At 64.8% G+C, this 23998-nt stretch carries 20 protein-coding genes and 1 riboswitch; of the genes, 17 read left to right on the top strand and 3 right to left on the bottom strand.

The features are described 5' to 3' along the window. The first annotated feature begins 3 nt into the window (after positions 1–3). The 10 genes from eccE to H7K34_RS04565 all read left to right on the top strand — a co-directional run bounded on the left by eccE (position 4) and on the right by H7K34_RS04565 (position 11473). The gene (eccE, locus tag H7K34_RS04610; RefSeq protein ID WP_264060420.1) at positions 4–1200 is read left to right on the top strand and encodes a type VII secretion protein EccE; all 1197 of its coding nucleotides are present in this window, start codon (positions 4–6) and stop codon (positions 1198–1200) included. Continuing rightward, positions 1197–3029, top strand: coding sequence for a type VII secretion AAA-ATPase EccA (gene eccA / locus H7K34_RS04605; RefSeq protein ID WP_264060418.1), 1833 nt, complete (start codon positions 1197–1199; stop codon positions 3027–3029). The genes eccE and eccA overlap by 4 nt, the downstream gene beginning before the upstream one ends. A 120-nt stretch (positions 3030–3149) precedes the next feature. Further along, a riboswitch (M-box (ykoK) riboswitch) is annotated at positions 3150–3327 on the top strand. A 353-nt stretch (positions 3328–3680) separates the two neighbouring features. Then, positions 3681–4877 (top strand): PPE family protein, encoded by a 1197-nt coding sequence (locus H7K34_RS04600; protein WP_264060416.1) that lies wholly within the window; start codon positions 3681–3683, stop codon positions 4875–4877. A gap of 21 nt (positions 4878–4898) precedes the next feature. Further along, on the top strand, positions 4899–6092 hold the full coding sequence (locus H7K34_RS04595) for a PPE family protein (protein ID WP_272896313.1): 1194 nt from the start codon (positions 4899–4901) through the stop codon (positions 6090–6092). 6 nt (positions 6093–6098) lie between these two features. Continuing rightward, on the top strand, positions 6099–6425 hold the full coding sequence (locus tag H7K34_RS04590) for a DUF732 domain-containing protein (RefSeq protein ID WP_264060414.1): 327 nt from the start codon (positions 6099–6101) through the stop codon (positions 6423–6425). A gap of 958 nt (positions 6426–7383) precedes the next feature. After that, the gene (locus tag H7K34_RS04585) at positions 7384–8631 is read left to right on the top strand and encodes a PPE family protein (protein WP_108923440.1); all 1248 of its coding nucleotides are present in this window, start codon (positions 7384–7386) and stop codon (positions 8629–8631) included. 58 nt (positions 8632–8689) lie between these two features. Beyond that, on the top strand, positions 8690–8989 hold the full coding sequence (locus H7K34_RS04580) for a PE family protein (protein WP_264060412.1): 300 nt from the start codon (positions 8690–8692) through the stop codon (positions 8987–8989). Positions 8990–9011: 22 nt separating this feature from the next. Next, on the top strand, positions 9012–10409 hold the full coding sequence (locus tag H7K34_RS04575) for a PPE family protein (RefSeq protein WP_264060409.1): 1398 nt from the start codon (positions 9012–9014) through the stop codon (positions 10407–10409). Further along, the gene (locus H7K34_RS04570; RefSeq protein ID WP_264060408.1) at positions 10406–10723 is read left to right on the top strand and encodes a DUF732 domain-containing protein; all 318 of its coding nucleotides are present in this window, start codon (positions 10406–10408) and stop codon (positions 10721–10723) included. The genes H7K34_RS04575 and H7K34_RS04570 overlap by 4 nt, the downstream gene beginning before the upstream one ends. A 39-nt stretch (positions 10724–10762) precedes the next feature. Then, on the top strand, positions 10763–11473 hold the full coding sequence (locus H7K34_RS04565) for an MgtC/SapB family protein (protein ID WP_108923446.1): 711 nt from the start codon (positions 10763–10765) through the stop codon (positions 11471–11473). A gap of 10 nt (positions 11474–11483) precedes the next feature. On the opposite strand, the gene H7K34_RS04560 is transcribed toward H7K34_RS04565, so the two are convergent. Beyond that, positions 11484–12695, bottom strand: a complete 1212-nt coding sequence (locus tag H7K34_RS04560) for an NAD(P)/FAD-dependent oxidoreductase (protein ID WP_264060402.1) — start codon at positions 12693–12695, stop codon at positions 11484–11486. An 81-nt stretch (positions 12696–12776) separates the two neighbouring features. Here H7K34_RS04560 and H7K34_RS04555 point away from each other — a divergent pair, with 81 nt between their 5' ends. Then, on the top strand, positions 12777–13715 hold the full coding sequence (locus H7K34_RS04555; protein ID WP_264060397.1) for a sterol desaturase family protein: 939 nt from the start codon (positions 12777–12779) through the stop codon (positions 13713–13715). 107 nt (positions 13716–13822) lie between these two features. After that, complete coding sequence (locus H7K34_RS04550) at positions 13823–14500, top strand: Rv1815 family serine proteinase (protein WP_264060556.1); 678 nt, start codon at positions 13823–13825, stop codon at positions 14498–14500. On the opposite strand, the gene H7K34_RS04545 is transcribed toward H7K34_RS04550, so the two are convergent. Then, positions 14497–14940, bottom strand: a complete 444-nt coding sequence (locus tag H7K34_RS04545; protein WP_264060395.1) for a nitroreductase family deazaflavin-dependent oxidoreductase — start codon at positions 14938–14940, stop codon at positions 14497–14499. The two genes, H7K34_RS04550 and H7K34_RS04545, sit on opposite strands and share 4 nt — an antisense overlap. Before the next feature lie 121 nt (positions 14941–15061). Here H7K34_RS04545 and H7K34_RS04540 point away from each other — a divergent pair, with 121 nt between their 5' ends. The 3 genes from H7K34_RS04540 to H7K34_RS04530 all read left to right on the top strand — a co-directional run bounded on the left by H7K34_RS04540 (position 15062) and on the right by H7K34_RS04530 (position 17914). After that, complete coding sequence (locus H7K34_RS04540) at positions 15062–15745, top strand: TetR/AcrR family transcriptional regulator (protein WP_264060393.1); 684 nt, start codon at positions 15062–15064, stop codon at positions 15743–15745. A 128-nt stretch (positions 15746–15873) separates the two neighbouring features. Continuing rightward, entirely contained in the window at positions 15874–16374 is a 501-nt protein-coding gene (locus H7K34_RS04535; RefSeq protein WP_264060391.1) for a VOC family protein, read from the top strand. 76 nt (positions 16375–16450) lie between these two features. Then, positions 16451–17914: an FAD-binding protein gene (locus tag H7K34_RS04530; RefSeq protein WP_264060389.1), complete on the top strand. Its 1464-nt coding sequence runs from the start codon at positions 16451–16453 to the stop codon at positions 17912–17914. Positions 17915–17957: 43 nt separating this feature from the next. On the opposite strand, the gene H7K34_RS04525 is transcribed toward H7K34_RS04530, so the two are convergent. Continuing rightward, positions 17958–19877 carry an ABC transporter ATP-binding protein/permease gene (locus tag H7K34_RS04525; RefSeq protein ID WP_264060387.1) on the bottom strand — a complete coding sequence of 640 codons (1920 nt, stop codon included), beginning with the start codon at positions 19875–19877 and terminating at the stop codon, positions 17958–17960. A gap of 94 nt (positions 19878–19971) precedes the next feature. Here H7K34_RS04525 and H7K34_RS04520 point away from each other — a divergent pair, with 94 nt between their 5' ends. After that, positions 19972–21615, top strand: a complete 1644-nt coding sequence (locus tag H7K34_RS04520; protein WP_264060385.1) for an acetolactate synthase — start codon at positions 19972–19974, stop codon at positions 21613–21615. 34 nt (positions 21616–21649) lie between these two features. Then, positions 21650–23980: an accessory Sec system translocase SecA2 gene (gene secA2, locus H7K34_RS04515; protein ID WP_264060383.1), complete on the top strand. Its 2331-nt coding sequence runs from the start codon at positions 21650–21652 to the stop codon at positions 23978–23980. Positions 23981–23998: the final 18 nt, after the last annotated feature.

The raw sequence follows: 23998 nt of genomic DNA, 5'->3' as shown, positions 1-23998 counted from the left end.
GCAATGAAGGCTCAGCGCAGGTTCGGATTGTCTTTGTCGTGGGCGCGAGTCACGGTGGTGTTCCTGGTCGTCGTCGCGATCCTGTTGATCGCCAGTCACTGCCCCGACTCGTGGCAGGGCACCCACCACATCGCCTGGTGGGTGGGGGTCGGCATCTCGGTCATCATCACGCTGCTGTCGCTGGTCACCCATCACGGCCTCACCGTGACTTCCGGTTTGGCCGGATGGCTGTGGGACTGGTCCGCCGACCCGGGCACCACGCTGGCCGCAGGGTGCACCCCCGCGCTTGACTACCAGCGCCGATTCGGGCGCGACAAGGTCGGGGTGCGCGAGTATGACGGTCGCCTGGTCACCGTGATCGCGCTGGATGGCGATGACGACGCAGCAGCGCGACACCGCCAGCGCAGTGCGCCGCCGGCCAGCATCCTGGTCCGCTCAGTCGCCACCGGGCTACGCCAGTTCGACGTCCATCTCGACGGCATCGACATCGTTTCGGTGCAGATGCGCCGCGGCGGCAATGCCGCCGAGTTGTCCAAGCTCGACAAGTTGGGTCCCGAAGAGTCGGGGCTGGTCAGCGAGCAGCCCGCCTCGTACGTACGCCGCACCTGGCTGGTGCTGCGGATGAACCCGCAGTCCAACGTCGCCGCGGTCGCGGCTCGCGATTCGCTGGCTTCCACGCTGGTCGCGGCCACCGAGCGGCTGGTCCAGGATCTCGAAGCGCCGGGGTGTGCGCCCCGGCCGTTGACCTCCGAGGAAATCGCCGAGGTGGACAGCGCTGTGCTCGCAGACCTGGAGCCGACCTGGAGCCGGCCGGGCTGGCGCTACCTCAAGCACTTCAACGGTTTCGCGACCAGCTTCTGGTTGACGCCGTCGGACATCACCACCGAGACGCTCGAGGAGCTGTGGCTGCCCGACGCCGAGGCGACGGTGGTGACGATCCAGCTCACCGCTGACGACGGTCGACCCGAGGTGTCAGGCTGGGTTCGCTATCACAGCGACAGCCGGTTGCCCAGGGGAGTGTCGTCCGGACTCAACCGGCTTACCGGCCGCCAGCTGGCCGCGGTGCGTGCCAGCCTGCCTGCTCCGACGACGCGTCCGTTGCTGGTCGTACCCACCCGGGGGCTGCTCGAGGACGATGATCTAGTGCTTCAGGTAGGCCAGGTGCGGGAGGACGCTGAGCGCTTGCTCGCGGATCAATGAGCCGCCCGCAATCAGTGGCGGAGGACGCCCGCAACGCGATGATCGCCGGTCTGTTGGCGTCGGGGATCTCAGTCAATGGACTGCAGCCCAGCCACAACCCGCAGGTGGCGCTGCGAATGTTCACCACGGCCAGCTCGCTCGACCCGGCGATGTGCGACGCGTGGCTGGCGCGACTGCTGGCCGGCGACCAAAGCGTCGAGGTGCTGGCCGGAGCCTGGGCGGCGGTCGCCACGTTTGGGTGGGAAATCCGTCGGCTCGGCGTCACGGAATTGCAGTTTCACCCCGACGTCTCTGATGGTTTGTTTCTGAAGCTGGCAGTCATCAGCGTCGAGTCGCTCACGTGTGCCTACGCCGCGGTACTCGCCGAGGCGAAGCGCTACGAAGAAGCCGCCAAATTGCTCGATCGAGTCGAACCCCGCCAACCCATCGATGAAGAGCTCATCGCTTACGTGCGAGGCATTGTCTACTTTCGCACCGGACGGTGGCCGGACGTGCTCACCCAATTCCCCGAGGGGAAGATCTGGCGCAACCCGGAGCTGAAGGCCGCCGGTGCGGCCATGGCAACCACGGCGCTGGCGTCGCTCGGGGTCTTCGAAGAGGCGGTACGGCGCAGCCAGGACGCGATCGAAGCAGATCGGGTGCCGGGTGCGGCCAATGTCGCCTTGTATACCCAGGGCATGTGCCTGCGGCACCTCGGTCGCGAAGAAGAGGCCATTGAGGTTCTGCGCCGGGTCTATTCGCGGGATCCGAAGTTCACTCCAGCTCGCGAAGCCCTGGATAACCCCAACTACCAGTTAGTGCTGACCGACCCGGAAACTATCGAGGCGCGAACGGACCCGTGGGATCCGGACAGCGCGCCGACTCGGGCCGAGACGGAGGCCGCTCGCCACGCTGAGGAGGCCGCAAGATACCTGGCCGAGGGCGATGCGGAGCTCAACGCGATGTTGGGCATGGAAAAGGCCAAACGGGAAATCAAACTCATCAAGTCCACGACAAAGGTGAATCTGGCCCGCGCCAAGATGGGATTGCCCGTGCCGGTGACCTCCCGTCACACCTTGCTGCTGGGCCCGCCTGGAACCGGAAAGACCTCGGTGGCACGCGCTTTCAGCAAGCAGCTGTGCGGACTAACGGTGCTGCGCAAGCCGCTCGTGGTGGAGACCAGCCGCACCAAGCTGCTGGGCCGCTATATGGCCGACGCGGAGAAGAACACCGAGGAGATGCTCGAGGGCGCCCTGGGTGCGGCGGTGTTCTTCGACGAGATGCACACCTTGCACGAAAAGGGATATCAAACGGGCGACCCGTACGGGAACGCGATCATCAACACCTTGCTGTTGTACATGGAGAATCATCGCGACGAGCTGGTGGTTTTCGGTGCCGGTTACGCCAAAGCCATGGACAAGATGCTCGAGGTGAATCAGGGGCTGCGACGGCGCTTTTCGACTGTGATCGAGTTCTTCAGCTACACGCCCGATGAGCTGGTCGCGCTGACCCGATTGATGGGCCAGGAGAACGAAGACGTCATCACCGAAGAATGCGCTCACGCCCTCTTGCCGTCCTACACCAAGTTCTACCTCGACGAGAACTATTCGGACGACGGGGATCTGATTCGCGGCATCGATACGCTCGGCAATGCCGGCTTCGTGCGAAATGTGGTGGAGAAAGCCCGCGACCATCGGAGTTTCCGTCTCGACGATGAGGACCTCGACGCGGTACTGGCCAGCGACACCACCGAATTCAGCGAGCTTCAACTTCTCCGATTCAAGGAGCTGAGCGGTGAAGACTTGCTCGAGGGTCTCAGTGCGGCAGTCGCCGAGAAGAAGTCGGACTAGCGTTCTCCCGCTCAGCAGTCGTAGTGCGGCCGACGGCATGCGCGTGGCTGCGGAGTGAATTGTTGCAAACGCCTCGCAGCTAACTTGACTCGTCCTGTGTTGAATGTCACGATGGCCTGTGCAGCACCTCGTTAGGTGAGGCTTCCATTACGGATATAGGCCACTGACCTCAAACGTCGAAAGACGCCCAGGGTCAGGACAGCTCTTCCCGGATTAAGGGTTGAGCCCAAGTGGCTTCTGGCTTTGGGTCGGCCAGATACGCAGTGTGGTGCCGAAGCCCTGATGAGAGGGGTGCCGGATCCGGCGATTCAGCCGGATGTCCTCACCTCTTCGTGCAGAATGAAGGCATCTTGGTGTGCCCTGGCGTTAAGGAGGTGAGAGCGAAATTAGTCCCGGTGATAGTCCCAATTCTCGATCGATGATGTTTCGTTCGAGCCGATGCTGGCGCCGCTTTTGCCTAGCGGCCGCACCGAGCCAACCACACCCACGTTGCGGAATCGGTGTATGTCCTAGCTAATGTCGCGCCGCCGGCTCACCCTTTCCAAAAGGAGAACTCCGATGACCTTTGTCAACGTGGTGACCAATGCCGGTTCGCATGTGGCCACCGAGGCAGCCGACGCAGCCGTGACCTGTTAGCGCGGAGGGGGAATCATGCTGGATTTTGCGGCGTTACCGCCGGAAGTTAACTCGACCAGAATGTATTCTGGTCCGGGGTCTGCGCCGTTGTTGGCGGCGGCCACTGCGTGGAGCACGTTGGGCGCTGAAATGCGTTCTGCGGCAACTGCTTACGACGCGGTGCTGAGGGAGTTGATCAGTGCGGGCTGGTATGGCCCGTCGTCGGCGTCGATGCTGGCGGCGGCGGCTCGGTACCTTACGTGGCTGAATACCACTGCGGGGCAGGCCGAGCAGACCGGCATGCAGGCCAGTGCGGCGGCGACGGCTTTTGAAGCCGCATATGCGATGACGGTGCCCCCGCCGGTTGTTGCGGCCAACCGCACGCTGTTGCTGAATTTGGTGGCCTCCAACATTGTTGGGCAGAACTCGCCGGCGATCGCGGCGACTGACGCCGAGTACGCCGAGATGTGGGCTCAGGATGCTTCGGCGATGACCGGCTATAGCAGTGCCTCGAGCTCTGCGGCGCAGATAACGCCGTTCACCTCGCCGCAGTCCAACACCACACCTGACGGGGTGGCCGGACAAAACGAGGCAGTCAGTCAGGCGGTGAATTCGGCGGCCGGCAATGCGCAGTCGCTGATGTCCGGTGACTCGTTCTCTGCCCTCGATGTGGATCCTGCTGCCGCGCCCCAGGGGTCGATTATTGATTACTGGACGGGCTTCTTCGATGGGACCAACAACACGGCCTTGGGAAACTTCCTCAACAGTAACTTCTTCGCCAACTCAATCCTGAACGGCACGATTGCCGGCGGACCGTTCAACCCGCAAACCATCATTGGAACGGCAATCGGCGCTATGGGCACGCGTGCCACGGTGCTATCGGGCCTGGGGGACTTCGCCTTGAACGCGGACGGTCCCGGGTTCGCCGCCCTGGCATCCAGCACGTTCCCGTCGGCGGGTCTGACGTCGGCAACTGCTGGGGTGGGCAATGCGCATTTGGTGGGTTCGATGTCGGTGCCGCAGAGCTGGAGTAACGCGGCCAACATCAGTGCCGGTCAGGGGCCGGCCCCAGTCACTGGCCTCAGTGATATCGGGTCCTCCGGGGCACCGGCGGCGGGCGGGCCTGGCGGTGTGGCAGGGCCACTGGGTGGGACCGGTAAGAGGCTGCGCCGCGCGATTCCCCGGTATGGGTTTCGGCCGGTCGTTATGCCACGTCCACCGGCTGCTGGATAACAGACTTCGGGAGGAGATGTCATGCTGAATTTTGGGGCGTTACCGCCAGAAGTCAACTCGGCCAAGATGTATATCGGTGCGGGATCGGGGTCGATGCTGGCCGCGGCTGCCGCCTGGAATGCCATAGCTACTGAGATGCGTTCGGCGGCAACTACTTACGAGTCGGTGATCAAGTCCTTGGTTAGTGAGGGCTGGCTGGGCCCGGCGTCGGCGAGGATGGCGGCCGCGCTCGAACCGTATCTGGCGTGGATGAGCACCACCGCCGCCCAGGCCGAGCAGGCGGGTGCTGGGGCTAACGCCGCCGCGGCCGCGTACGAGGCCGCGTTTGCTGCGACGGTGCCTCCGCCGCTCGTCACGGCCAATCGCACCCTGCTGGTGAATCTGGTGTCGAGCAACATCATTGGCCAAAATTCGGGCGCGATCGCGGCCACCGAGGCCCAATACGGCGAGATGTGGGCTCAAGATGCCTCGGCGATGACCACCTACACCGCCTCCTCGCGCGCAGCGACCCAAATGACGCCGTTTAGCCAACCGCAATCCGACACCACCCCGGACGGAGCGGAGCAGCAAGCCGACGCAGTCGCCCAGGCATTTGCCGACGACCAGACCTCCCTTGCCGCCGCGGCAGGGGACAACATATTTACGCCCGGCTCGGGTTCCGACACCACCGGACTCTCCGGGTTTCTGAACATGTTGAGCAATTCCAACCAGAATCTGCTGGGGGCCTTCCTCAACAACAACAGCGTGTCCGGCCTGTCAAACGCCTTCACCACCAACGGCATTCTGAACCCGACGACCTTCGTCGATTCACAGGTGGCGCTCAACGGCCTCAGTGCCGTGGGTGCGACCACGTCAGGGTTGGAGGATCTGGCTGCCGGCCTGGGTAGTGCCGGGCTGGCCTCATCGACGAGCCTGACCGGCGCGGCAGCCACCGCGGCAGTCGGACAGGCCAGCCTGGTGGGGGCCTTGTCGGTGCCGCCGACCTGGGCCGGCACCGGAGCAACCGTGTCTACCGTTGCGGCGACGACTCAGGTCGGCGCTGGGGCGTACCACAGCTTTGGTGCGGCCACCCCGATGGTGATGGAAGAGGCCGGAGCAGTGGGCATGCCCGGAGTGCCGCTGGCGGGCATTCCCGGTTCGCACGAGGACGAGTTCGCCGACCCGATCTACGGGTTCCGCCCCCGCGTCATCGGACGCCCGCCCGCCGCCGGTTAATCACAGATGAGAGTCCTATCGCTACTGGCCGGCACCGTCGTCATGGTCGGCTTGGCCGCTCCTGCTCACGCCGATCCGGGTGACGACGCGTTCCTCGCTGCGCTTACGCAGGCAGGGATCAGCTATCAAAACCCGGACCGCGCGATCAAGGCGGGCCAGAAAGTGTGCGACCTGGCCAACTCCGGGACGTCACAGCTCGACATCATCCGGGACATTCGAGACCTCAACCCGGCATTCTCGATGGCCAAGGCCGCCAAGTTCGCCCAAGCCGCCGCCAACGCCTACTGCCCCGAACTCCTCGACACCAGTAGCGATACCGGGGGCGGCAACTAACAGCGGATGCCAGCCGATGGATGGTCGCTATAACCGGATAGCTACCGGCGTTTGTTTCTCGATGTCACCGTACGGACAACGGGGCGGTCACACTACTCGACATGAGGGCGGCAGACTTACTTGGCGACGCCATCTCACAGCAAACCTCAATAAACCTCGTAGCAGTTTTATATGTTTACGCTAGGTGAAATTTAGGGGAGCTCGGTGTGACCATTGACGATCAATTGGGAGCCTGCGTTGTCGCGCCCGGGCGCCTCCGCGGCGGCCGCGCACCCTCCCGATACCGGCGATGCGCTTGCCGCAGCGACCTTTTGGAGCGGCGGCAAGTCACGGCGGACGGGCCGAGAATTCGAACCGTGGGCCACGCGATTGCGTGGTAAATCGCGCCAACGCGGCGGCGGCGATGAACAAAAACTCCGTACCGAAAAATGCGGATAATAATGGACAGCGCCAATCATTGAGCCGAACAGTTTATGTTGTCGGGCGAAATTTTCACCCTTGCAATTCGATCGCAGGAAAAGTTGCGGAAGCAATAGTGGACATTCGCCTGAATTAGCGGTTAACGCAATCAAAGCCTCGCGCTATATTGCCGTTACATTCGTCAGTTGATAAATTCATCAGGAACTCTTAGAAGCATCGCTGTGCTCCAGGACAATCCCGATTCAACAGGTAGTATCGTCCCTATGGTGTTAGCTGAAACGCCGTTCTATGTCACGCCTGGGCGTCGCATTAATACGATATTCTCCCACAATTATTGCCATATACATGATCCGATCTGAAACCCGGGCACGGGTGGGAACCCTGAGAAATTCTTAACCCCGAGAGCCCGTGCCGACCGTCGTTAAACACGTGCCAAGCAGCCCGATTCGATGTATTTCATTAGAGCTGCGGCGAGTTTGCGGCCAGGGGTGCGAAACCGCGCCTACCATGGCGCCCAAAGGAGGGATCGGAGGTAGAAATGTTGGACTTCGGGGCGCTACCACCAGAGATCAACTCCGGTCGAATGTACGTCGGTGCGGGATCGGGGCCTTTGCTGGCCGCCGCTGCGGCATGGGATTCGCTGGGAGCCGAACTGCATTCCTATGCGTCGGCCTACCTCTCGAGGATCCAGGGCCTGACCGTCGGATCATGGTCAGGTCCGGCGTCCATCTCGATGAGCGCCGCGGTCGCGCCGTTTGTGGCGTGGGCGACGGCATCCGGAGTGCAGGCGGAGCAGGCGGCCATGCAGGCCAGGCTCGCTGGGGCCGCCTACGAGACCGCGTTCGCTGCGACGGTGCCCCCGCCGGTGATCGCGGCCAACCGCAGCCTGGTGATGACGCTGATCGCCACCAACATTCTCGGCCAGAACACCGCGGCGATCGCGGCCGCCGAAGCGGACTACGCCGAGATGTGGGCCCAGGACGCCGTAGCGATGTATGCGTACGCCGGCTCGTCGGCAGCAGCCACCGAGCTGACGCCGTTCACCGAGCCGCCGCAGACCACCGACCCGTCGGGGGTGGCCAGACAGGCCGCAACCGTTGCGGAAGCCGCTGCGACGTCAGATATCCAATCGGAGCTGTCTACGCTGATCAACGAAACGCCCGCATTGCTGCAATCCCTGGCAGCCGCGCCTTCGGCGACGGCAACACCGGCATCGATCATCGACGATATCTACCCCCTCACGGTTAATCTCCGGTCCATTTTCAGCGCTATCACGGGCGCTTACAGCCCCATCGGGGCAATCATCCTGCCCGGTGGTTGGTGGCTGTTGTCCCTTCAGGCGCTTGGTCTGGCACAAAACGGGCCGGGCGTTGCGGAATTGCTCGGCGGCGGAAAGGACATCGTCGGAGGGCTGTCGCCGCTGGCGCCGCTGCGCGGCGGCTACATCTCCTGGGTGACACCGGACGTCGGCGGGGCGGTGTCGGGGTCGATGGGCCGCTCGACCCTGGTCGGATCGTTGTCGGTCCCGCAGGGCTGGGCGTCGGCCGCCCCCGTGATGAAGACGGTCGCATCGCTGCTGCCGGGAACAAGTTCGGTGGCGCTGCCGGCGATTCCCGCAACGACACAAGGCTCGTTGTTCGGCGAAATGGCCATGGCTAGTCTGGCCGGTCGCGCCCTGGCGGGCGCCGGTGTGCGCACGATCAGCAATGGCACCACGGGGGCCTCCGCCGCGGCGGCCGAGGGCGTTGCCACCACGGCCACCATCATCGTGGTCCCGGCGGATTGAGGGGTTTCGACGTGGCACCTGAGACGGGACTAATCCAACGGAACGCGGGGGACACGCTATGTCTTTTGTGACTGCACAGCCGGAGATGTTGGCGGCTGTGGCCGGCGACTTGGAGGGCATCGGCGGGTCGATGAGCGCGGAGAACGCCGCCGCGGCCGCCCCGACGACGGGCGTAATCCCGGCCGCCGCGGATGAGGTTTCGGCCTTGACCGCTGCGCAGTTCGCGGCGCACGCCCAGATGTACCAAGCGGTCAGCGCCCAGGCGGCGGTGATTCACCAGATGTTCGTCAGCACCTTGGCGACCAGTGCCGGGTCGTACGCGGCCACTGAGGCAGCCAACGCGGCAGCCACCGGCTAAGCCTGTATTGAGAGGTACGGCAATGAGTTTCGCGTTCCAACCACCAGAAATCACCTCGGGTGAGATGTACATGGGTCCGGGGGCAGGGCCGCTGCTGGCCGCCGCGGCCGCGTGGGATGCGTTGGCAGCTGAACTGCAGTCCACGGCGTCCTCCTACGGTGCGATCGTCGACGGGCTGGTCAACGATGCGTGGACCGGCCCGTCGTCAGTGGCCATGGCCGCCGCGGCCGCGCCCTTCGTGACGTGGATGACGGCTACCTCGGCGCAGGCCAAGACAGCGGCCGTTCAAGCCATGGCCGCGGTGAGCGCGTATGAGACCACTTTCGCGGCGGTGGTGCCACCGACGGAGATCGCGACCAACCGCGCCGAGCTCGCAATGTTGTTGGTAACCAATACTTTCGGTCAGAACACGGCCGCGATCGCGGCCACCGAGGGCGAGTACGGCGAGATGTGGGCGCAGGACGCCGCCGCGATGTTCAGCTACGCGAACGCGTCGGCGGCCGCCACCCGACTGACGCCATTCACCGAGCCGCCGCAGACCACGGATGCCACTGGGCTGGCCCGCCAGGCAGCCGCGGCAGGCGAGGCCGACGCTGCCGCTGTGGCCGCGGACGCATTGCCGAGTGCTGCGGCGGCCAGCTCCCCGTACGACTTCATCTCGCAGCTACTGGAGGCGCTCGGCAACGGTGCCCGCAATTACATGAACTTCTGGGACCAGGTGCTCAACGGCCTGACCGGTTCACCAGTCGCCGGGGCAACATGGCAGAACACTTTCGGGATTCTTGCCGACATCGGCCGGTTCAGCACGGTCGCCAACGACAGCATGAGCCCGATCAACCTCGGCATGACCGAGTTCAAGCTGTTCTGGAAGCCTCCGGTTGAGGGGCTCGACATCCCGAAGTCTGCCTTGGGCGCCGGGCTCGGCATGCGGCCGGCCGCCGCCGTCGGATTCACCAGTCCGGTATCGGCGGGCGTCGGCGAGGCAAACGTGGTGGGCAGGCTATCGGTGCCACCGACCTGGGCGTCGGCGACCCCAGCAATCCGGATGGTCAGCACGGCGCTGCCGGCCGCCGGCCTGGCCGCGGCTCCCGCGTCCGGGATCCCGGGAAGCCTCTTTGGTCCGATGGCACTGGGCAGCCTGACCGGCGGGGCGCTAGGTGCGGCGTCGCCGCAAATCTTCGGCGGCGGCGCCCGCGTCAGAGCCAGCGGCGGGAAGTGTGGTGAGCCTGTCAAACTCGACGATGTCATCGCGAAGCTGCAGAAGGAACCGGAAGCCGTGCAGCACTGGAACGTCGATAAGGCGGGGCTCGACGCGCTGCTCGACCAATTGTCCAAAAAACCCGGCATTCATACAGTGCATGTCTCCCGGGGAGAAACGCCGAAGGTGACCTTGCCCGACGTCCAGCTTCCCAGCACATGAAACTGCTGCCGGCGCTGGTAGTCGTAATTGGCGCGATCGGTCTCGCGACGCCCGCGCACGCCGAGCCGGAGGGCGACGATTCGCTATTTCTGGCCAGGCTCGGCGATGCCGGCATCACCTACAGCAGTCCCAGCCAAGTCATCGCGTCCGCCAAAGCGGTGTGCGGGATGATGGGCAGGGGCGAGACGGGCCTGCAGGTTGTCAGTGACATCAAGGACCAGAACCCGGGGATGACGTTGGATGCCGCGGCCAAATTCGCAGCGCTCGCATCGGATGCGTACTGCCCCCACCACCTGGCACCCAAAGCCGGTTAACCTGAGTCTCGCCAAACGTCCCCGGGGAAGGAGCGCGGTGTGACGCAGACGTTGAGCGTCGCCGATTTCGGGCTCCGGCTCGGCGTCGGGGTGGGATGCGGCGCCCTGGTCGGCATAGAGCGGCAATGGCGAGCTCGCAGGGCCGGGCTACGGACGAACGCTCTGGTCGCCGCAGGTGCAACCCTGTTCGTGTTGTACGCGGTTGCCACCGCGGACAGCAGCCCCACCCGAGTCGCGTCCTATGTGGTGTCCGGTATCGGGTTTCTCGGTGGTGGCGTGATCCTGCGCGAGGGCGTCAACGTCCGGGGCCTCAACACCGCCGCCACTCTGTGGTGCTCGGCGGCGATCGGCGTCCTGGCCGCCTCCGGGCACCTGGTATTCACGTTGATCGCCACCCTGTCCGTCCTCACCATCCACTTGATCGGTCGCCCGCTGGGGCGGGTGATCGACCACGACAACGACGCCGAAGAGGACGAGGGCCGTCAACCCTTCCTGGTGCAGGCCATCTGTCGTCCGAAGTCCGAGAAATACGCCCGCGCCCAACTGATCCAGCACGCCAGCAGCAACGACATGACGCTGCGCGGCATCCATACCGGGCGGGTGACAGACGACGAGATCACCTTGACCGCACACCTTCTCGTGGACGGACATACCCCGGCCAAACTGGAGCGATTGGTCGCCGAGCTGTCCTTGCAATCCGGCGTTCGCGCGGTGCAGTGGTACGCCGGCGACGAGCGACAGCCGGAATGATCGCGCCCGGCTATGGGCGGTCCTGTAGCTCCGGTGCGGCCGCCGCGAGCAGGTCGGCGCGGACGCCGGTCAGCGGGGGATAGATTCGCCTGCGGTTGATGGTCTGCTTGGTGGCCTTGGCGTGCGCTCCCGTCGAGACCACTGCGCGATCCCATCCCTCGGTGTAAACCGCACCGGCCGGCCCGAGATCGAGAACCGTGACATACCAAGGGATTCGAAGGGCCAGCAGGGGCGCGTCAAACAAGTCGCTAATCACGTTGTAGCCGGCATAGCGGCCCATCGGCCGCCCATGCTGACACGACATCACCGACAGGTGTTCGTCATCCATGCGCGCCGCGGCCACGTCACCCGCGGCGAATATCGACTCGACTCCGATCACCCGCAGGTGGTCATCGACGAGCACCCGGCCCGACCGGTCGCGGGCCACCGGCAGCTGTTCGGCGAGCGAACTCGCCCGCATGCCCGCGCACCACACCACGGTTGCCGCCGCCAGCTGCTCACCCGAGGACAAAGACACCGCGGTGGGGCCGACTTCGGTGACACTGGCTCCTGTTCTGGTCTCAATGCCATTGTCCGACAATGCCTTTTCGATCACCGGTCGTGCCGAGGGGCCCATGTCGGAGCCGACCACCGGATTGTGGTCGACGAGAACCACCCGGGGAGTGATTCCGGAGAATAACGCGCGCAACCGGTTCGGCAGCTCGCATGCCGTCTCGATACCCGTCAGCCCGGCACCGACCACGACGACCGTCGCCGCTTCGGGCGCCGGCGGACCGCCGGCAAGTCCCTGCAGATGCCGCTGCAACGCGACTGCGCCGTCATAGGTGTCGACGTCAAAACCGAACTCCCGCAGCCCCGGTATGACCGGTTTGAGGACTCGGCTACCCGACGCCAGCACCAGCCGGTCGTAGCCGAATGTCTCACCGGCCGCGGTTCCGACGGTTCGGGTGTCCGCGTCGACGGTCGTCACCTCGGCGGCGATGTGCGCCACCCCGGCGGGATCGAGCAGCTCGGAGAGCGGGATCCGGCAGGCGCGCAGATCGGCCTCGTAGTTGCGGACCCGGATGTCGTGGCACCCCGTCGCGCTGAGCACGGTGATATCGACCGTTCCCGGCGGCACAGCAAGCTCGTCGAGTCGCCGGGCGGCGCCGAGCGCCGCCCATAACCCCGCGAACCCGGAGCCGACCACCAGCACAGCCGTCCCGCGATTGATCGCCGTCATCAGCCACAGTCTGGACCGTCGAGGCGCCCGAGCGACAGATCGGATTGATGAATGCCGCACCGCAGGCCTTACCCTGTCTGTGTGGGTGCCATCACAGGGTTCTTAGCCGTATTACCTCCGCAAATGCGGGACCCGGTGCTGCTCGCCATTCCGTTTTTCCTGCTGCTGCTGATTCTCGAGTGGACCGCGGCCCGCAAGCTGGAGCATCTGGAGGCGGCCGAGGATCCCCGCCCGGCGTCGGGTGCGTATCTGACCCGCGATTCCTGGGCGAGTATTTCGATGGGGCTGGTCTCGATTGCCACCACCGCCGGCTGGAAGACCCTGGCCCTGCTGGGGTACGCCGCGATCTATGCCTACCTGGCGCCGTGGCACCTGCGGGTGGACCAGTGGTACACCTGGGTCATCGCGATCGTCGGCGTCGACCTGCTGTACTACGCCTACCACCGCATCGCCCACCGGGTGCGACTGATCTGGGCCACGCACCAGGCTCACCACTCCAGCCAGTACTTCAACTTCGCCACCGCGCTTCGCCAGAAGTGGAACAACAGCGGCGAGATCTTGATGTGGGTTCCGTTGCCGCTGCTGGGAATTCCGCCCTGGATGGTGTTCTTCGCCTTCTCGCTGAACTTGATCTACCAGTACTGGGTGCACACCGAACGGATCGACAAGCTCCCGCGGCCGTTCGAATTCATCTTCAACACGCCGTCGCACCACCGGGTGCACCACGGCATGGACAAGGTGTACCTCGACAAGAACTACGGCGGCATCTTCATCGTCTGGGATCGCTTGTTCGGCAGTTTCCAGGCCGAGCTGTTCCGTCCGCATTACGGCCTTACCAAGCAAGTGGACACCTTCAACATCTGGAACCTGCAGACCCGTGAATACGTCGCCATCGTGCGCGACTGTCGGTCGGCGAGCCGGTTTCGTGACCGGTTGGGCTATGTTTTCGGACCGCCGGGCTGGACTCCGCGCCTGGCCGGTCAACCCGATGACTCCGTTCGGCTGGCGACGTCGATGTAACGCCGGCCCCGGCTATCGCGATTAGTTCGATGTCGAAACAGTAACGACGTAATCTCGAGTTGTGGTCGGTGCCCGCGCAGGCCTTGACGGAACGGAGTCCGTCCGTGATGTATCGCATGGCACTTCGCGTACTGGCCGCAGGCGTTGCCGCCCTGGCATTCACCCCCGGTCTGCCGGCCGCAAAGGCCCACGCAGACCCGGTCGCGGTGTTCCCGGGCATGGAGATCCTGCAGGACAACCGTCTGTGCACGCTGGGCTATGTCGATCAGGCCGCCCGAATCGGATACACCGCGGGACACTGCCGCAGCACCGGAAACGTCGTGACCGACAGGAACCGCAACGTCATCGGCCATCTCGCAACCTTCCGCGACGACACGCCCAGCGGTTCGACGGTGGCAGTCGACCAGGCGATCAGCGACTACGAGGCGATCGTGCTCGACGGCAACGTGTCGATGAACGACGTGCTGCCGGGCGGACGGCCGCTGGTATCGAGCCCGAACATCGCGCTCGCGCCGGGGCAGCCGATCTGCCACTTCGGCGTGTCCACCGGAGAAACGTGCGGCACCGTCGAAGCCGTCAATAACGGCTGGTTCACCATGTCTCACGGTGTCCAGAGCCATCCGGGCGACTCCGGCGGTCCGGTATACCTGGCCCCTCCGGGAGGTCCCGGACAGGTCGTCGGGATCTTCAACAGCATGTGGGGCGACTTCCCCGCAGCGGTGTCGTGGCGGTCCACATTCGAGCAGGTCCACCAGGACATGGCAGGGCAAGTTAACGTCGGCTAGGGCGACCCGAGCACAAACACCGGTATCGATGGGGCGGCAGCCCGCAATTGCTCGTCGGTGGATTCCGGCGTCAACCCGGCCACGTGACCCTTAACCTCCCAGTACCACCTGTCGAGGTAGCGCTTCACCAGTTCCGGTTTGCCCGCATCGTCGACCTCGGTCGCCACCACGCTTTGCCGGCGCCAGCGTGGCCCCAGTTCGACGACACCCGCGGCCCTGACGTTGCGTGCCCACTGGGTGTTGCCTCGGGGCGAAACGAGATAGTCGACGCCGTCGCTGGTCAAGACGTTGATCACCACCGCTCGCAGCTTCCCGGTCTTGCGCCCGCGGACACGCAGCGCGCGGGTCCCGGCGATGCTGACCCCAAGGTCGGCGAGCCAGCGGATGACGACATTGCTGGCCCGAGCGGTCCGGTTGGGTTGTTCATAGCGGGTGGACATCGTGGATCCTCTCGGCCGGCCGTTCGAAATTGTGAGAGCAGTGCTCTCTTGCTTGGTCACAATGGCACAACACTCAACGAAAAGCAAGAGCGGTGATCTCGAATTGTGTCAGACTGCCTACGTGGGCAAACGCCAGGAATCGCGCGAACAGATCGAGACGCGCATCGTGGAGCTGGGACGTCGCCACCTGGTCGATCGCGGCGCGTCCGGGTTGTCGCTACGTGCGATTGCGCGTGATCTGGGCATGGTCTCCTCAGCCGTGTACCGATACGTGTCCAGCCGCAACGAATTGCTCACCTTGCTGCTGGTCGACGCGTATTCCGACCTGGCCGAGTCAGTGGACCGGGCCCGCGAGACCGTGGGCGAACTGTGGAGTGACGATCTCGTCGCCATTGCGCAGGCGTCGCGGCGCTGGGCTGTGCAGCATCCTGCGCAGTGGGCCCTGCTGTACGGCAGCCCGGTGCCGGGATACCATGCCCCTGCAGAGCGCACCGTCGGAGTCGGCACCCGCGTAGTTGGAGCCATCTTCGACGCCATTGCTGCGGGAATCACCACCGGTGATATCCGGCTAACGAGTACCGTTGTCCCACAACCGATATCATCAGACTTCGATCGAATTCGGCAGGAATTCAGCTTCCCCGGTGATGACGCCGTCATCACCAAGTGTTTTTTGTTCTGGGCAGGGGTGCTCGGTGCCATCAGCCTCGAGGTGTTCGGGCAGTACGGCACCGACACCCTGACCGACCCGGAGACAGTCTTCAACACTCAGCTCGAGCTGCTGGTGGACGTGCTCGCTCGGCATTGACCGCCGGCGGCCGGAGACCCGGAATTAGAACGTGTTCACCTAACGATTCCGGGCACCGAACCCCGGATTACGGCAAAGATTTTATAGGTCTTTCTGGCGGCCCTCGGACTGGGCTATCCTGCCAGACGATGACGCTTGAAGTTCGATCACCGACACAGATCGCCTGGGTTACCCAGCGTCTTGACGCCACCGAAACAGCTCTCACCGGCTTGTTAGGTGTCCGGAAGTGGGTTCGGATACCCGAGGTGCACTTTGCTCCGGACAGCTGCAGCTACCGCGGTAACCCCGCCGATTTCGTCGCCAGCATCTCGCTGAGCTATCTCGGCGACATGCAGCTGGAACTGATCGAACCGGTCAGTGGCGAGAACATCTATAGTGAATTTTTGCGTGACTGCGGGCCGGGTTTGCACCATATCTGCGCGGAGGCCGACAGCCCCGAGCAATTCGCTGCGACGCTGGCCGACGTCGCGAACCATGGCGCCGCGGTAGTGCAACAGGGCGTGATGCCCGGGGGAATCCAATTCGCTTACCTGGCAGCACCACAGGCGGGTGTGCCGTTTCTGGAGATCGCCTACGTCTCGCCCGAGATGAGGGCGTTTTACGACTACATCAAACAGGAGCAACGGTGAGCCGCGCCAGCAACGATGCAGCACAAGAAAGCAATGTGGGGGCAACTCCCGCTTGCGGGGGAGAGGAGTGGCGCCAATGAGCACCGAGATTCCAGCAACGGTCAACGAGAGCACAGTGACGTCCTGGTCGGACGAAGTCGACGTGCTCGTGATCGGTTTCGGCATCGGTGGTGGATGCGCGGCGGTGAGTGCGGCGGCGGCCGGCGCGCGGGTGCTCGTCCTCGAGCGAGCCGCCGTGGCGGGCGGGACCACATCGCTTGCCGGCGGCCACTTCTACTTGGGTGGCGGCACCGCGGTCCAGGAGGCGACCGGTCATTCCGACTCGTCTGAGGAGATGTACAAGTACTTGGTCTCGGTGTCCCGTGAGCCCGACCACGATAAAATTCGCGCGTACTGCGAGGGCAGCGTCGAACATTTCGATTGGCTCGAAGAGTTGGGTTTTCAGTTCGAGCGCAGTTACTTTCCCGGCAAAGCGGTGATCCAGCCCAACACCGAGGGGCTGATGTTCACCGGCAACGAGAAGGTATGGCCATTCCTGGAGCAGGCGGTGCCGGCACCGCGCGGCCACAAGGTGCCGGTACCCGGCGACACCGGCGGAGCCAGCATGGTGATCGAGCTGCTGCTCAAGCGGGCCGCGAGCCTCGGCGTGCAGATCCGCTACGAGACCGGCGCCAGCGAACTGATCGTGGATGATTCAGGCGCGGTGACCGGGGTGGCGTGGAGGCAATTCACCGAAACCGGTGCGATCAAAGCAAAGTCGGTCATCATTGCCGCCGGCGGATTCGTGATGAACCCGGAGATGGTTGCCAAGTACACGCCGAAACTGGCCGAGAAGCCGTTCGTGCTCGGTAACACCTACGACGACGGCCTCGGCATCCGGATGGGTGTGTCGGCCGGCGGCGCCACCCAGCACATGGATCAGATCTTCATCACCGCTCCGCCGTACCCGCCCTCGATCCTGCTGACCGGGATCATCGTGAACAAGCTCGGACAGCGGTTCGTCACCGAGGACTGCTACCACTCCCGGACGTCCGGGTTCATCATGGATCAGCCGGACAGCTCGGCGTTCCTGATCGTCGACGAGGCGCACCTCGAGCACCCATCGATGCCGTTGGTGCCGCTCATCGACGGCTGGGAGACCGTCGCCGATATGGAAGCGGCCCTTGGCATTCCGGAGGGCAACCTGGTCGCAACGCTGGACCGCTACAACACCTACGCGGCCCGCGGCGAGGACCCCGACTTCCACAAGCAACCGGAATTCCTTGCGGCACAAGACAAGGGTCCCTGGGGCGCGTTCGACATGTCATTGGGCAAGGCGATGTACGCGGGCTTCACCGTCGGCGGACTGGCCACCTCCGTGGACGGTCAGGTGTTGCACGAAGACGGCACGGTGGTGCCCGGCCTGTACGCGGTGGGGGCGTGTGCATCCAACATCGCGCAGGACGGCAAGGGCTATGCCAGCGGCACGCAACTCGGCGAGGGCTCGTTCTTCGGCCGCCGCGCCGGAACGCATGCGGCCCAGGAAGCCGGCGGCGCTTAGCCCCGTTAAGACGCAGCGCCGGAACGCACGTGGGAAAGCAGCGCTAGACCCTCGCGGGCTCCGGACCGACCGGGCCGAGCCGCCACTGGCCGCCACCAAGCAGCTGCAGCTGTTGTTCATGGTGCTGTTCCACGGTATGGCGATGGCTGACACTGACCACGACACAATCCGGTAGCTCACTGCGAAGCAGTTCATAGAGCGCGAATTCCAGACCCTCATCAAGGGCCGAGGTGGACTCGTCGAGGAACACGGCCCGTGGCTTGGTGAGCAGAATCCGGGCGAACGCAACACGCTGCTGCTCGCCGGGAGAGAGCACCTTGGCCCAGTCGTGTTCTTCGCCGCGCCGTTCGATCAGCGGGGCCAGCGCCACCTTGTTCAGCACGTCGTGCAGTTCGTCGTCGGTGATGGAGTCCGGCGAATTCGGGTAGCACACCACGCCGCGCAGATTGCCCAGCGGCACATACGGCAACTGCGACAAGAACATCGTCGCGTTGTCACCCTCGGGGCGGCACAGGGTTCCTGACGCATACGGCCACAATTCGGCCAAGCTGCGCAGCAGCGTGGTCTTGCCGGCGCCGGAACGTCCGGTGATCACCAGCGTGTCGCCCGTGTCGAGCTCTATGTCGAGCGCGTCGATCAGCTGGTCCCCGTCCGGCGTGCGGACCTCGATACCGGCCAGCTCCACCGCCTTTTCCTGGCTCGGTTTCACCAGCACCGCGGGTAGCGCGCGGCCCTGGGCGTTGGCGTCGACCAGCCCGTGCAACCGGATGATGGCGGCACGGAATGAGGCGAACGCGTCATAGTTGTTCCGGAAGAACGACAGCGAGTCATGAATATTGCCGAAAGCCGTTGCCGTCTGGCCGACATCGCCGAAGTTGATCTTGCCGGCGAACAAGCGCGGTGCCTGGATGATCCACGGCAACGGGACGATCGCCTGTGACACCGACCAATTCCAGCCGTTGAAGATGATGGTCCGCCGGACGAACTTGCGGTAGTTACCGATGATCGGCGTGAAGCGCCGCCACAGTTGCGCCCGCTCAACCCGCTCGCCGCGGTAGAAGCCGACCGCCTCCGCGGCGTCGCGCAGCCGCACCAGGGCATAGCGGAATGCAGCGTTGAGCTTCTCGTTGTTGAAGCTCAACCAAATCAATGGGCGCCCAAGCCAAATCGCGACGACCGTCGCGATCAGCACATAGACCACAACCGTCCAGAACATGGCTCTTGGCAGCGTGATGCCGAAGAGGGTCAAGTCGCCGGACAGATTCCACAGAATGGCGGCGAACGAGATCACCGAAGCGACGGCGTTGACGGCCCCGAACAGCAACGTGCTGCCCGTACCGTTGGCTGGATTGTTCGGCGTTCCGCCGGCGTTCGCGGTGAAGATGTCGACATCCTGCTGGATACGCTGGTCGGGGTTGTCAATGGTGTTGTCGATGAAAAGATCTCGGTAGTAAGCCTTGCCGTCCAGCCAGTCATCGCTGAGGTGGGCTGTCAACCAGACGCGCCAGGCGATGATGAACCGCTGGGTGATGTAGATGTCGAGCATGAATCGGACGACGTAGAGCGTCGCCAGCAGGCTGAAAATCAACAGCGACATGTAAAAGCCGTGAATACCAGACTGTTTGACGGCATCATCGCCGGCGGCCGTCCCCTGGACCGCGATCTGCACCGACGTGTACAAGTCGTTGCCCTGGTAACTGAGCAGCACGACGAGCCGCACCGCAAGCAGCACCGACAGCAGCAGCACCCCGAGTAACAGCCACACCTTGACACTGGCCGGGCCGACGAAATACCCGCGGGTGATCCGCCAGAACTGCCGCCCCCAGGGTGTGAAATATCTGAATGCGACCAACACGACGATCAGCGAAACCGCGCCGATCGCCCAGGCAATGGCGACCCACTGCAACGAGTCCGCTAGTGCCGACGACCAGTCGATGGATGGCTTGAATAGCGTGGGACCCAACTTCGACGTCTCCTTGCTATCGAGGCCTCTTGAGGAGCCTCGTGGCGAATGCTTCCCAGCGAAGGTACCCGAGACCGGCGGATAGGCTGCCAGGATGAGCATCGACGCTCCGTCCAGCCAGATCGTCCACGCCGGCCGACTCATCGCCCGACGCCTGCGAGCCAGCGGTGTCGACACCCTGTTCACGTTGTCCGGTGGCCATCTGTTCTCCATCTACGACGGCTGCCGCGACGAGGGCATTCGTCTCATCGATACCCGCCACGAGCAGACGGCGGCGTTCGCCGCGGAGGGCTGGTCGAAGGTGACCAGGGTGCCGGGCGTGGCCGCACTCACCGCGGGCCCCGGCGTCACCAACGGAATGAGCGCGATGGCGGCAGCGCAGCAAAACCAGTCACCGCTGGTGGTTCTGGGTGGCCGGGCACCCGCACAGCGATGGGGGATGGGATCGCTGCAGGAAATCGACCACGTGCCGTTTGTGGCGCCGCTGACTCGCTTCGCGGCCACCGCGCAGTCCGCCGAGGATGCGGGCCGCCTCGTCGACGAGGCATTACGTGCCGCGGTAGGCGCCCCGTCGGGCGTGGGATTCGTCGACTTTCCGATGGATCACGTGTTCGCCGTCTCCGAGGACGACAGCCGTCCGGGCGCGCTGGGCGAGCAGCCACCGACACTGGCTGCCGATGGCAACGCCCTGGACCGTGCCGCCAGCCTGCTAGCGACCGCACAGCGGCCGGTGATCATGGCCGGCACCAATGTGTGGTGGGGACACGCCGAGGCGGCGCTGCTGCGCCTCGCCGAGGAGCGGCGAATCCCGGTGCTGATGAACGGGATGGCCCGCGGCGTCGTACCCGCCGATCATCCGTTGGCGTTCTCGCGGGCGCGGGCCAAAGCGCTGGGCGAGGCGGATGTCGCCCTCGTCGTCGGCGTGCCGATGGATTTTCGGCTCGGCTTCGGCAAGGTGTTCGGGCCCCAGACTGAGCTCGTCGTGGCGGACCGGGCCGAACCAGACCGGGAGCACCCCCGGCCGATCGCGGCGGGCCTCTACGGCGACCTCACCGCCATTCTCTCGGCGCTGTCCGGGCCGAGCACGGCCGACCATCAGGACTGGAATGCTGCGCTGCGGACAGCTGAGACGGCCGCGCGAGATCCGGAAGCAGCCGATCTGGGTGACGACCGAATCCCGCTGCACCCGATGCGGGTCTACGCCGAACTGGCGCCGCTGCTGGACCGCGACGCGATCGTGGTGATCGACGCCGGCGATTTCGGTTCGTACGCGGGCCGGGTGATCGACAGCTACCAGCCGGGCTGCTGGCTGGACAGCGGCCCCTTCGGCTGCCTTGGCTCAGGTCCTGGCTACGCGCTGGCCGCCAAACTGGCCCACCCGAACCGTCAGGTCGTCCTGCTGCAGGGCGACGGCGCGTTCGGTTTCAGCGGCATGGAATGGGACACCCTGGTGCGCCATCAAGTACCGGTCGTGTCGGTGGTCGGCAATAACGGAATCTGGGCGCTGGAGAAGCATCCGATGGAGGCGATCTACGGCTATTCGGTGGTCGCGGAGCTGCGTCCGGGCACCCGCTACGACGAGGTAGTTCGCGCGCTGGGCGGCCACGGCGAACTGGTTTCGGCACCCGCTGAGCTTCGCCCCGCACTGGAGCGTTCCTTCGCCAGCGGCCTGCCCGCCGTCGTCAACGTGCTCACCGACCCGAGCATCGCCTATCCCCGCCGATCGAACCTGGCCTAACGGGTCGGCGCAGCTCACCGCGTACGGTTGACCTGTGTCAAAGACCACCCGCACTCAGCCGGGCCGCCTGAGCAGCAGATTTTGGCGACTGCTCGGCGCCAGTACGGAAAAGAACCGCACCCGCTCCCTCTCGCAGGTCACCGACTCGTCCGAGTACGACGAGAAAGCCGCCGATCTGTCCGACGAGCAGTTGCGCAAGGCCACCGGGTTGCTCAACCTCGACGACCTCGCGGACTCCGAGGACATCTCGCAGTTCCTGGCGATCGCCCGGGAAGCCGCGGAGAGGTCAACGGGGTTGCGGCCGTTCGACGTTCAGTTGTTGGGCGCGCTGCGCATGCTCGACGGCGATGTGATCGAGATGGCGACCGGCGAGGGCAAAACCCTGGCCGGCGCGATCGCGGCGGCTGGGTACGCCATCGCCGGCCGGCACGTGCACGTGGTCACCATCAACGACTACCTGGCTCGCCGCGACGCGGAATGGATGGGCCCGCTGCTGGAAGCGATGGGGTTGACAGTCGGCTGGATCACCGCGGAGTCGACAAGCGCGGAGCGCCGCACGGCCTACGACTGCGACGTCACGTACGCCTCGGTCAACGAGATCGGCTTCGACGTGTTGCGGGACCAGCTGGTGACCAACGTCGACGACCTGGTATCGCCGAATCCCGATGTGGCCCTTATCGATGAGGCCGACTCGGTGCTGGTCGACGAGGCGCTGGTGCCGCTGGTGCTGGCCGGCACCACGCACCGGGAGACGCCGCGGCTGGAGATCATCAAACTCGTCGGCGAACTGGACGCCGACGCCGACTACGACACCGACTCCGACAGCCGCAACGTGCATCTCACCGATGCCGGCGCCCGCAAAGTCGAGAAGAGACTCGGAGGCATCGACCTGTACTCCGAGGAACACGTCGTCACCACGCTCACCGAGGTCAACGTCGCGTTGCATGCGCACGTGCTGCTGCAACGCGACGTGCACTACATCGTCCGCGACGATGCCGTGCACCTGATCAACTCCTCCCGCGGCCGCATCGCGCAACTGCAGCGCTGGCCGGATGGCCTGCAGGCCGCTGTCGAGGCTAAGGAAGGCATCGAGACCACCGAGACAGGCGAGGTGCTGGACACCATCACGGTGCAGGCGCTGATCAACCGCTACACGACGGTGTGCGGAATGACCGGCACTGCGCTGGCCGCCGGTGAGCAGCTGCGCCAGTTCTACAAGCTCGGCGTGTCGCCGATTCCGCCGAACGAGCCCAACATTCGCGAAGACGAGTCCGATCGGGTGTACGTCACCGCCGCGGCCAAGAACGACGCGATCGTCGAGCACATCGCCACCGTGCACGAGACCGGGCAGCCGGTGCTGGTCGGCACCCGGGACGTGGCCGAGTCCGAGGAGCTGCATGAGCGGCTGGTGCGTCGCGGGGTGGCGGCGGTGGTGTTGAACGCCAAGAACGACGCGGAGGAAGCCCAAGTGATTGCCGAGGCCGGCAAATACGGCATCGTCACGGTATCCACCCAAATGGCGGGGCGAGGCACCGATATCCGCCTTGGCGGATCCGACGAAGCCGACCACGACAGGGTCGCCGAACAGGGCGGGCTGCACGTGGTCGGCACCGGCCGCCATCACACCGAGCGGCTGGACAACCAGTTGCGCGGGCGGGCCGGCCGCCAGGGCGATCCCGGCTCGTCGGTCTTCTTTTCGAGCTGGGAGGACGACGTCGTCGCGGCCAACCTCGATCGCAACAAGCTGCCGGAGCAGACCGACGAGGACGGCAAAATCGTCAGCGGCAAGACCACCGAATTGCTCGATCACGCGCAGCGCGTCGCCGAGGGCAGGCTGTTGGATGTGCACGCAAACACCTGGCGCTACAACCAGTTGATCGCCCAACAGCGCGCCATTATCGTGGATCGACGAAACACGTTGCTGCGCACAGCAACTGCGCGCGAGGAGCTTGCCGAGCTGGCGCCGAAACGTTACGAGGAACTGGCCGAAACTGAGGGCATCTCCGAGGAACGCCTCGAGACGATCTGCCGGCAGATCATGCTCTTTCACCTCGACCGCGGCTGGGCCGATCACCTGGCCTATCTCGCCGACATCCGCGAAAGCATCCACCTGCGCGCGCTGGGCCGGCAGAACCCGCTGGACGAGTTCCACCGGATGGCGGTTGACGCGTTCGCGTCGCTCGCCGCGGATGCGATCGAGGCGGCTCAGCAGACGTTCGAAACGGCCAACGTCCTCGAAGAGGAGCCGGGCCTGGATCTGTCCAAGCTGGCGCGGCCGACGTCGACGTGGACATACATGGTCAACGACAACCCGCTGTCCGACGACACGTTGTCCACCCTGAGCCTGCCCGGAGTGTTCCGCTAGCCTGCTCGTCCCGCGGTG

Origin of the sequence: Mycobacterium montefiorense (assembly GCF_025823255.1) — a bacterium.
GTDB lineage: Bacteria > Actinomycetota > Actinomycetes > Mycobacteriales > Mycobacteriaceae > Mycobacterium > Mycobacterium montefiorense.
The sequence above is the reverse complement of the archived record's forward strand: the minus strand, read 5'-3'. Positions and strand labels throughout refer to the sequence as shown.

Coding starts and splice junctions, on each gene's coding strand:
- eccE (WP_264060420.1), top strand. CDS start 4: ATGAAGGCTCAGCGCAGGTTCGGATTGTCTTTGTCGTGGGCGCGAGTC.
- eccA (WP_264060418.1), top strand. CDS start 1,197: ATGAGCCGCCCGCAATCAGTGGCGGAGGACGCCCGCAACGCGATGATC.
- H7K34_RS04600 (WP_264060416.1), top strand. CDS start 3,681: ATGCTGGATTTTGCGGCGTTACCGCCGGAAGTTAACTCGACCAGAATG.
- H7K34_RS04595 (WP_272896313.1), top strand. CDS start 4,899: ATGCTGAATTTTGGGGCGTTACCGCCAGAAGTCAACTCGGCCAAGATG.
- H7K34_RS04590 (WP_264060414.1), top strand. CDS start 6,099: ATGAGAGTCCTATCGCTACTGGCCGGCACCGTCGTCATGGTCGGCTTG.
- H7K34_RS04585 (WP_108923440.1), top strand. CDS start 7,384: ATGTTGGACTTCGGGGCGCTACCACCAGAGATCAACTCCGGTCGAATG.
- H7K34_RS04580 (WP_264060412.1), top strand. CDS start 8,690: ATGTCTTTTGTGACTGCACAGCCGGAGATGTTGGCGGCTGTGGCCGGC.
- H7K34_RS04575 (WP_264060409.1), top strand. CDS start 9,012: ATGAGTTTCGCGTTCCAACCACCAGAAATCACCTCGGGTGAGATGTAC.
- H7K34_RS04570 (WP_264060408.1), top strand. CDS start 10,406: ATGAAACTGCTGCCGGCGCTGGTAGTCGTAATTGGCGCGATCGGTCTC.
- H7K34_RS04560 (WP_264060402.1), bottom strand. CDS start 12,695: ATGACGGCGATCAATCGCGGGACGGCTGTGCTGGTGGTCGGCTCCGGG.
- H7K34_RS04550 (WP_264060556.1), top strand. CDS start 13,823: ATGTATCGCATGGCACTTCGCGTACTGGCCGCAGGCGTTGCCGCCCTG.
- H7K34_RS04545 (WP_264060395.1), bottom strand. CDS start 14,940: ATGTCCACCCGCTATGAACAACCCAACCGGACCGCTCGGGCCAGCAAT.
- H7K34_RS04535 (WP_264060391.1), top strand. CDS start 15,874: ATGACGCTTGAAGTTCGATCACCGACACAGATCGCCTGGGTTACCCAG.
- H7K34_RS04530 (WP_264060389.1), top strand. CDS start 16,451: ATGAGCACCGAGATTCCAGCAACGGTCAACGAGAGCACAGTGACGTCC.
- H7K34_RS04520 (WP_264060385.1), top strand. CDS start 19,972: ATGAGCATCGACGCTCCGTCCAGCCAGATCGTCCACGCCGGCCGACTC.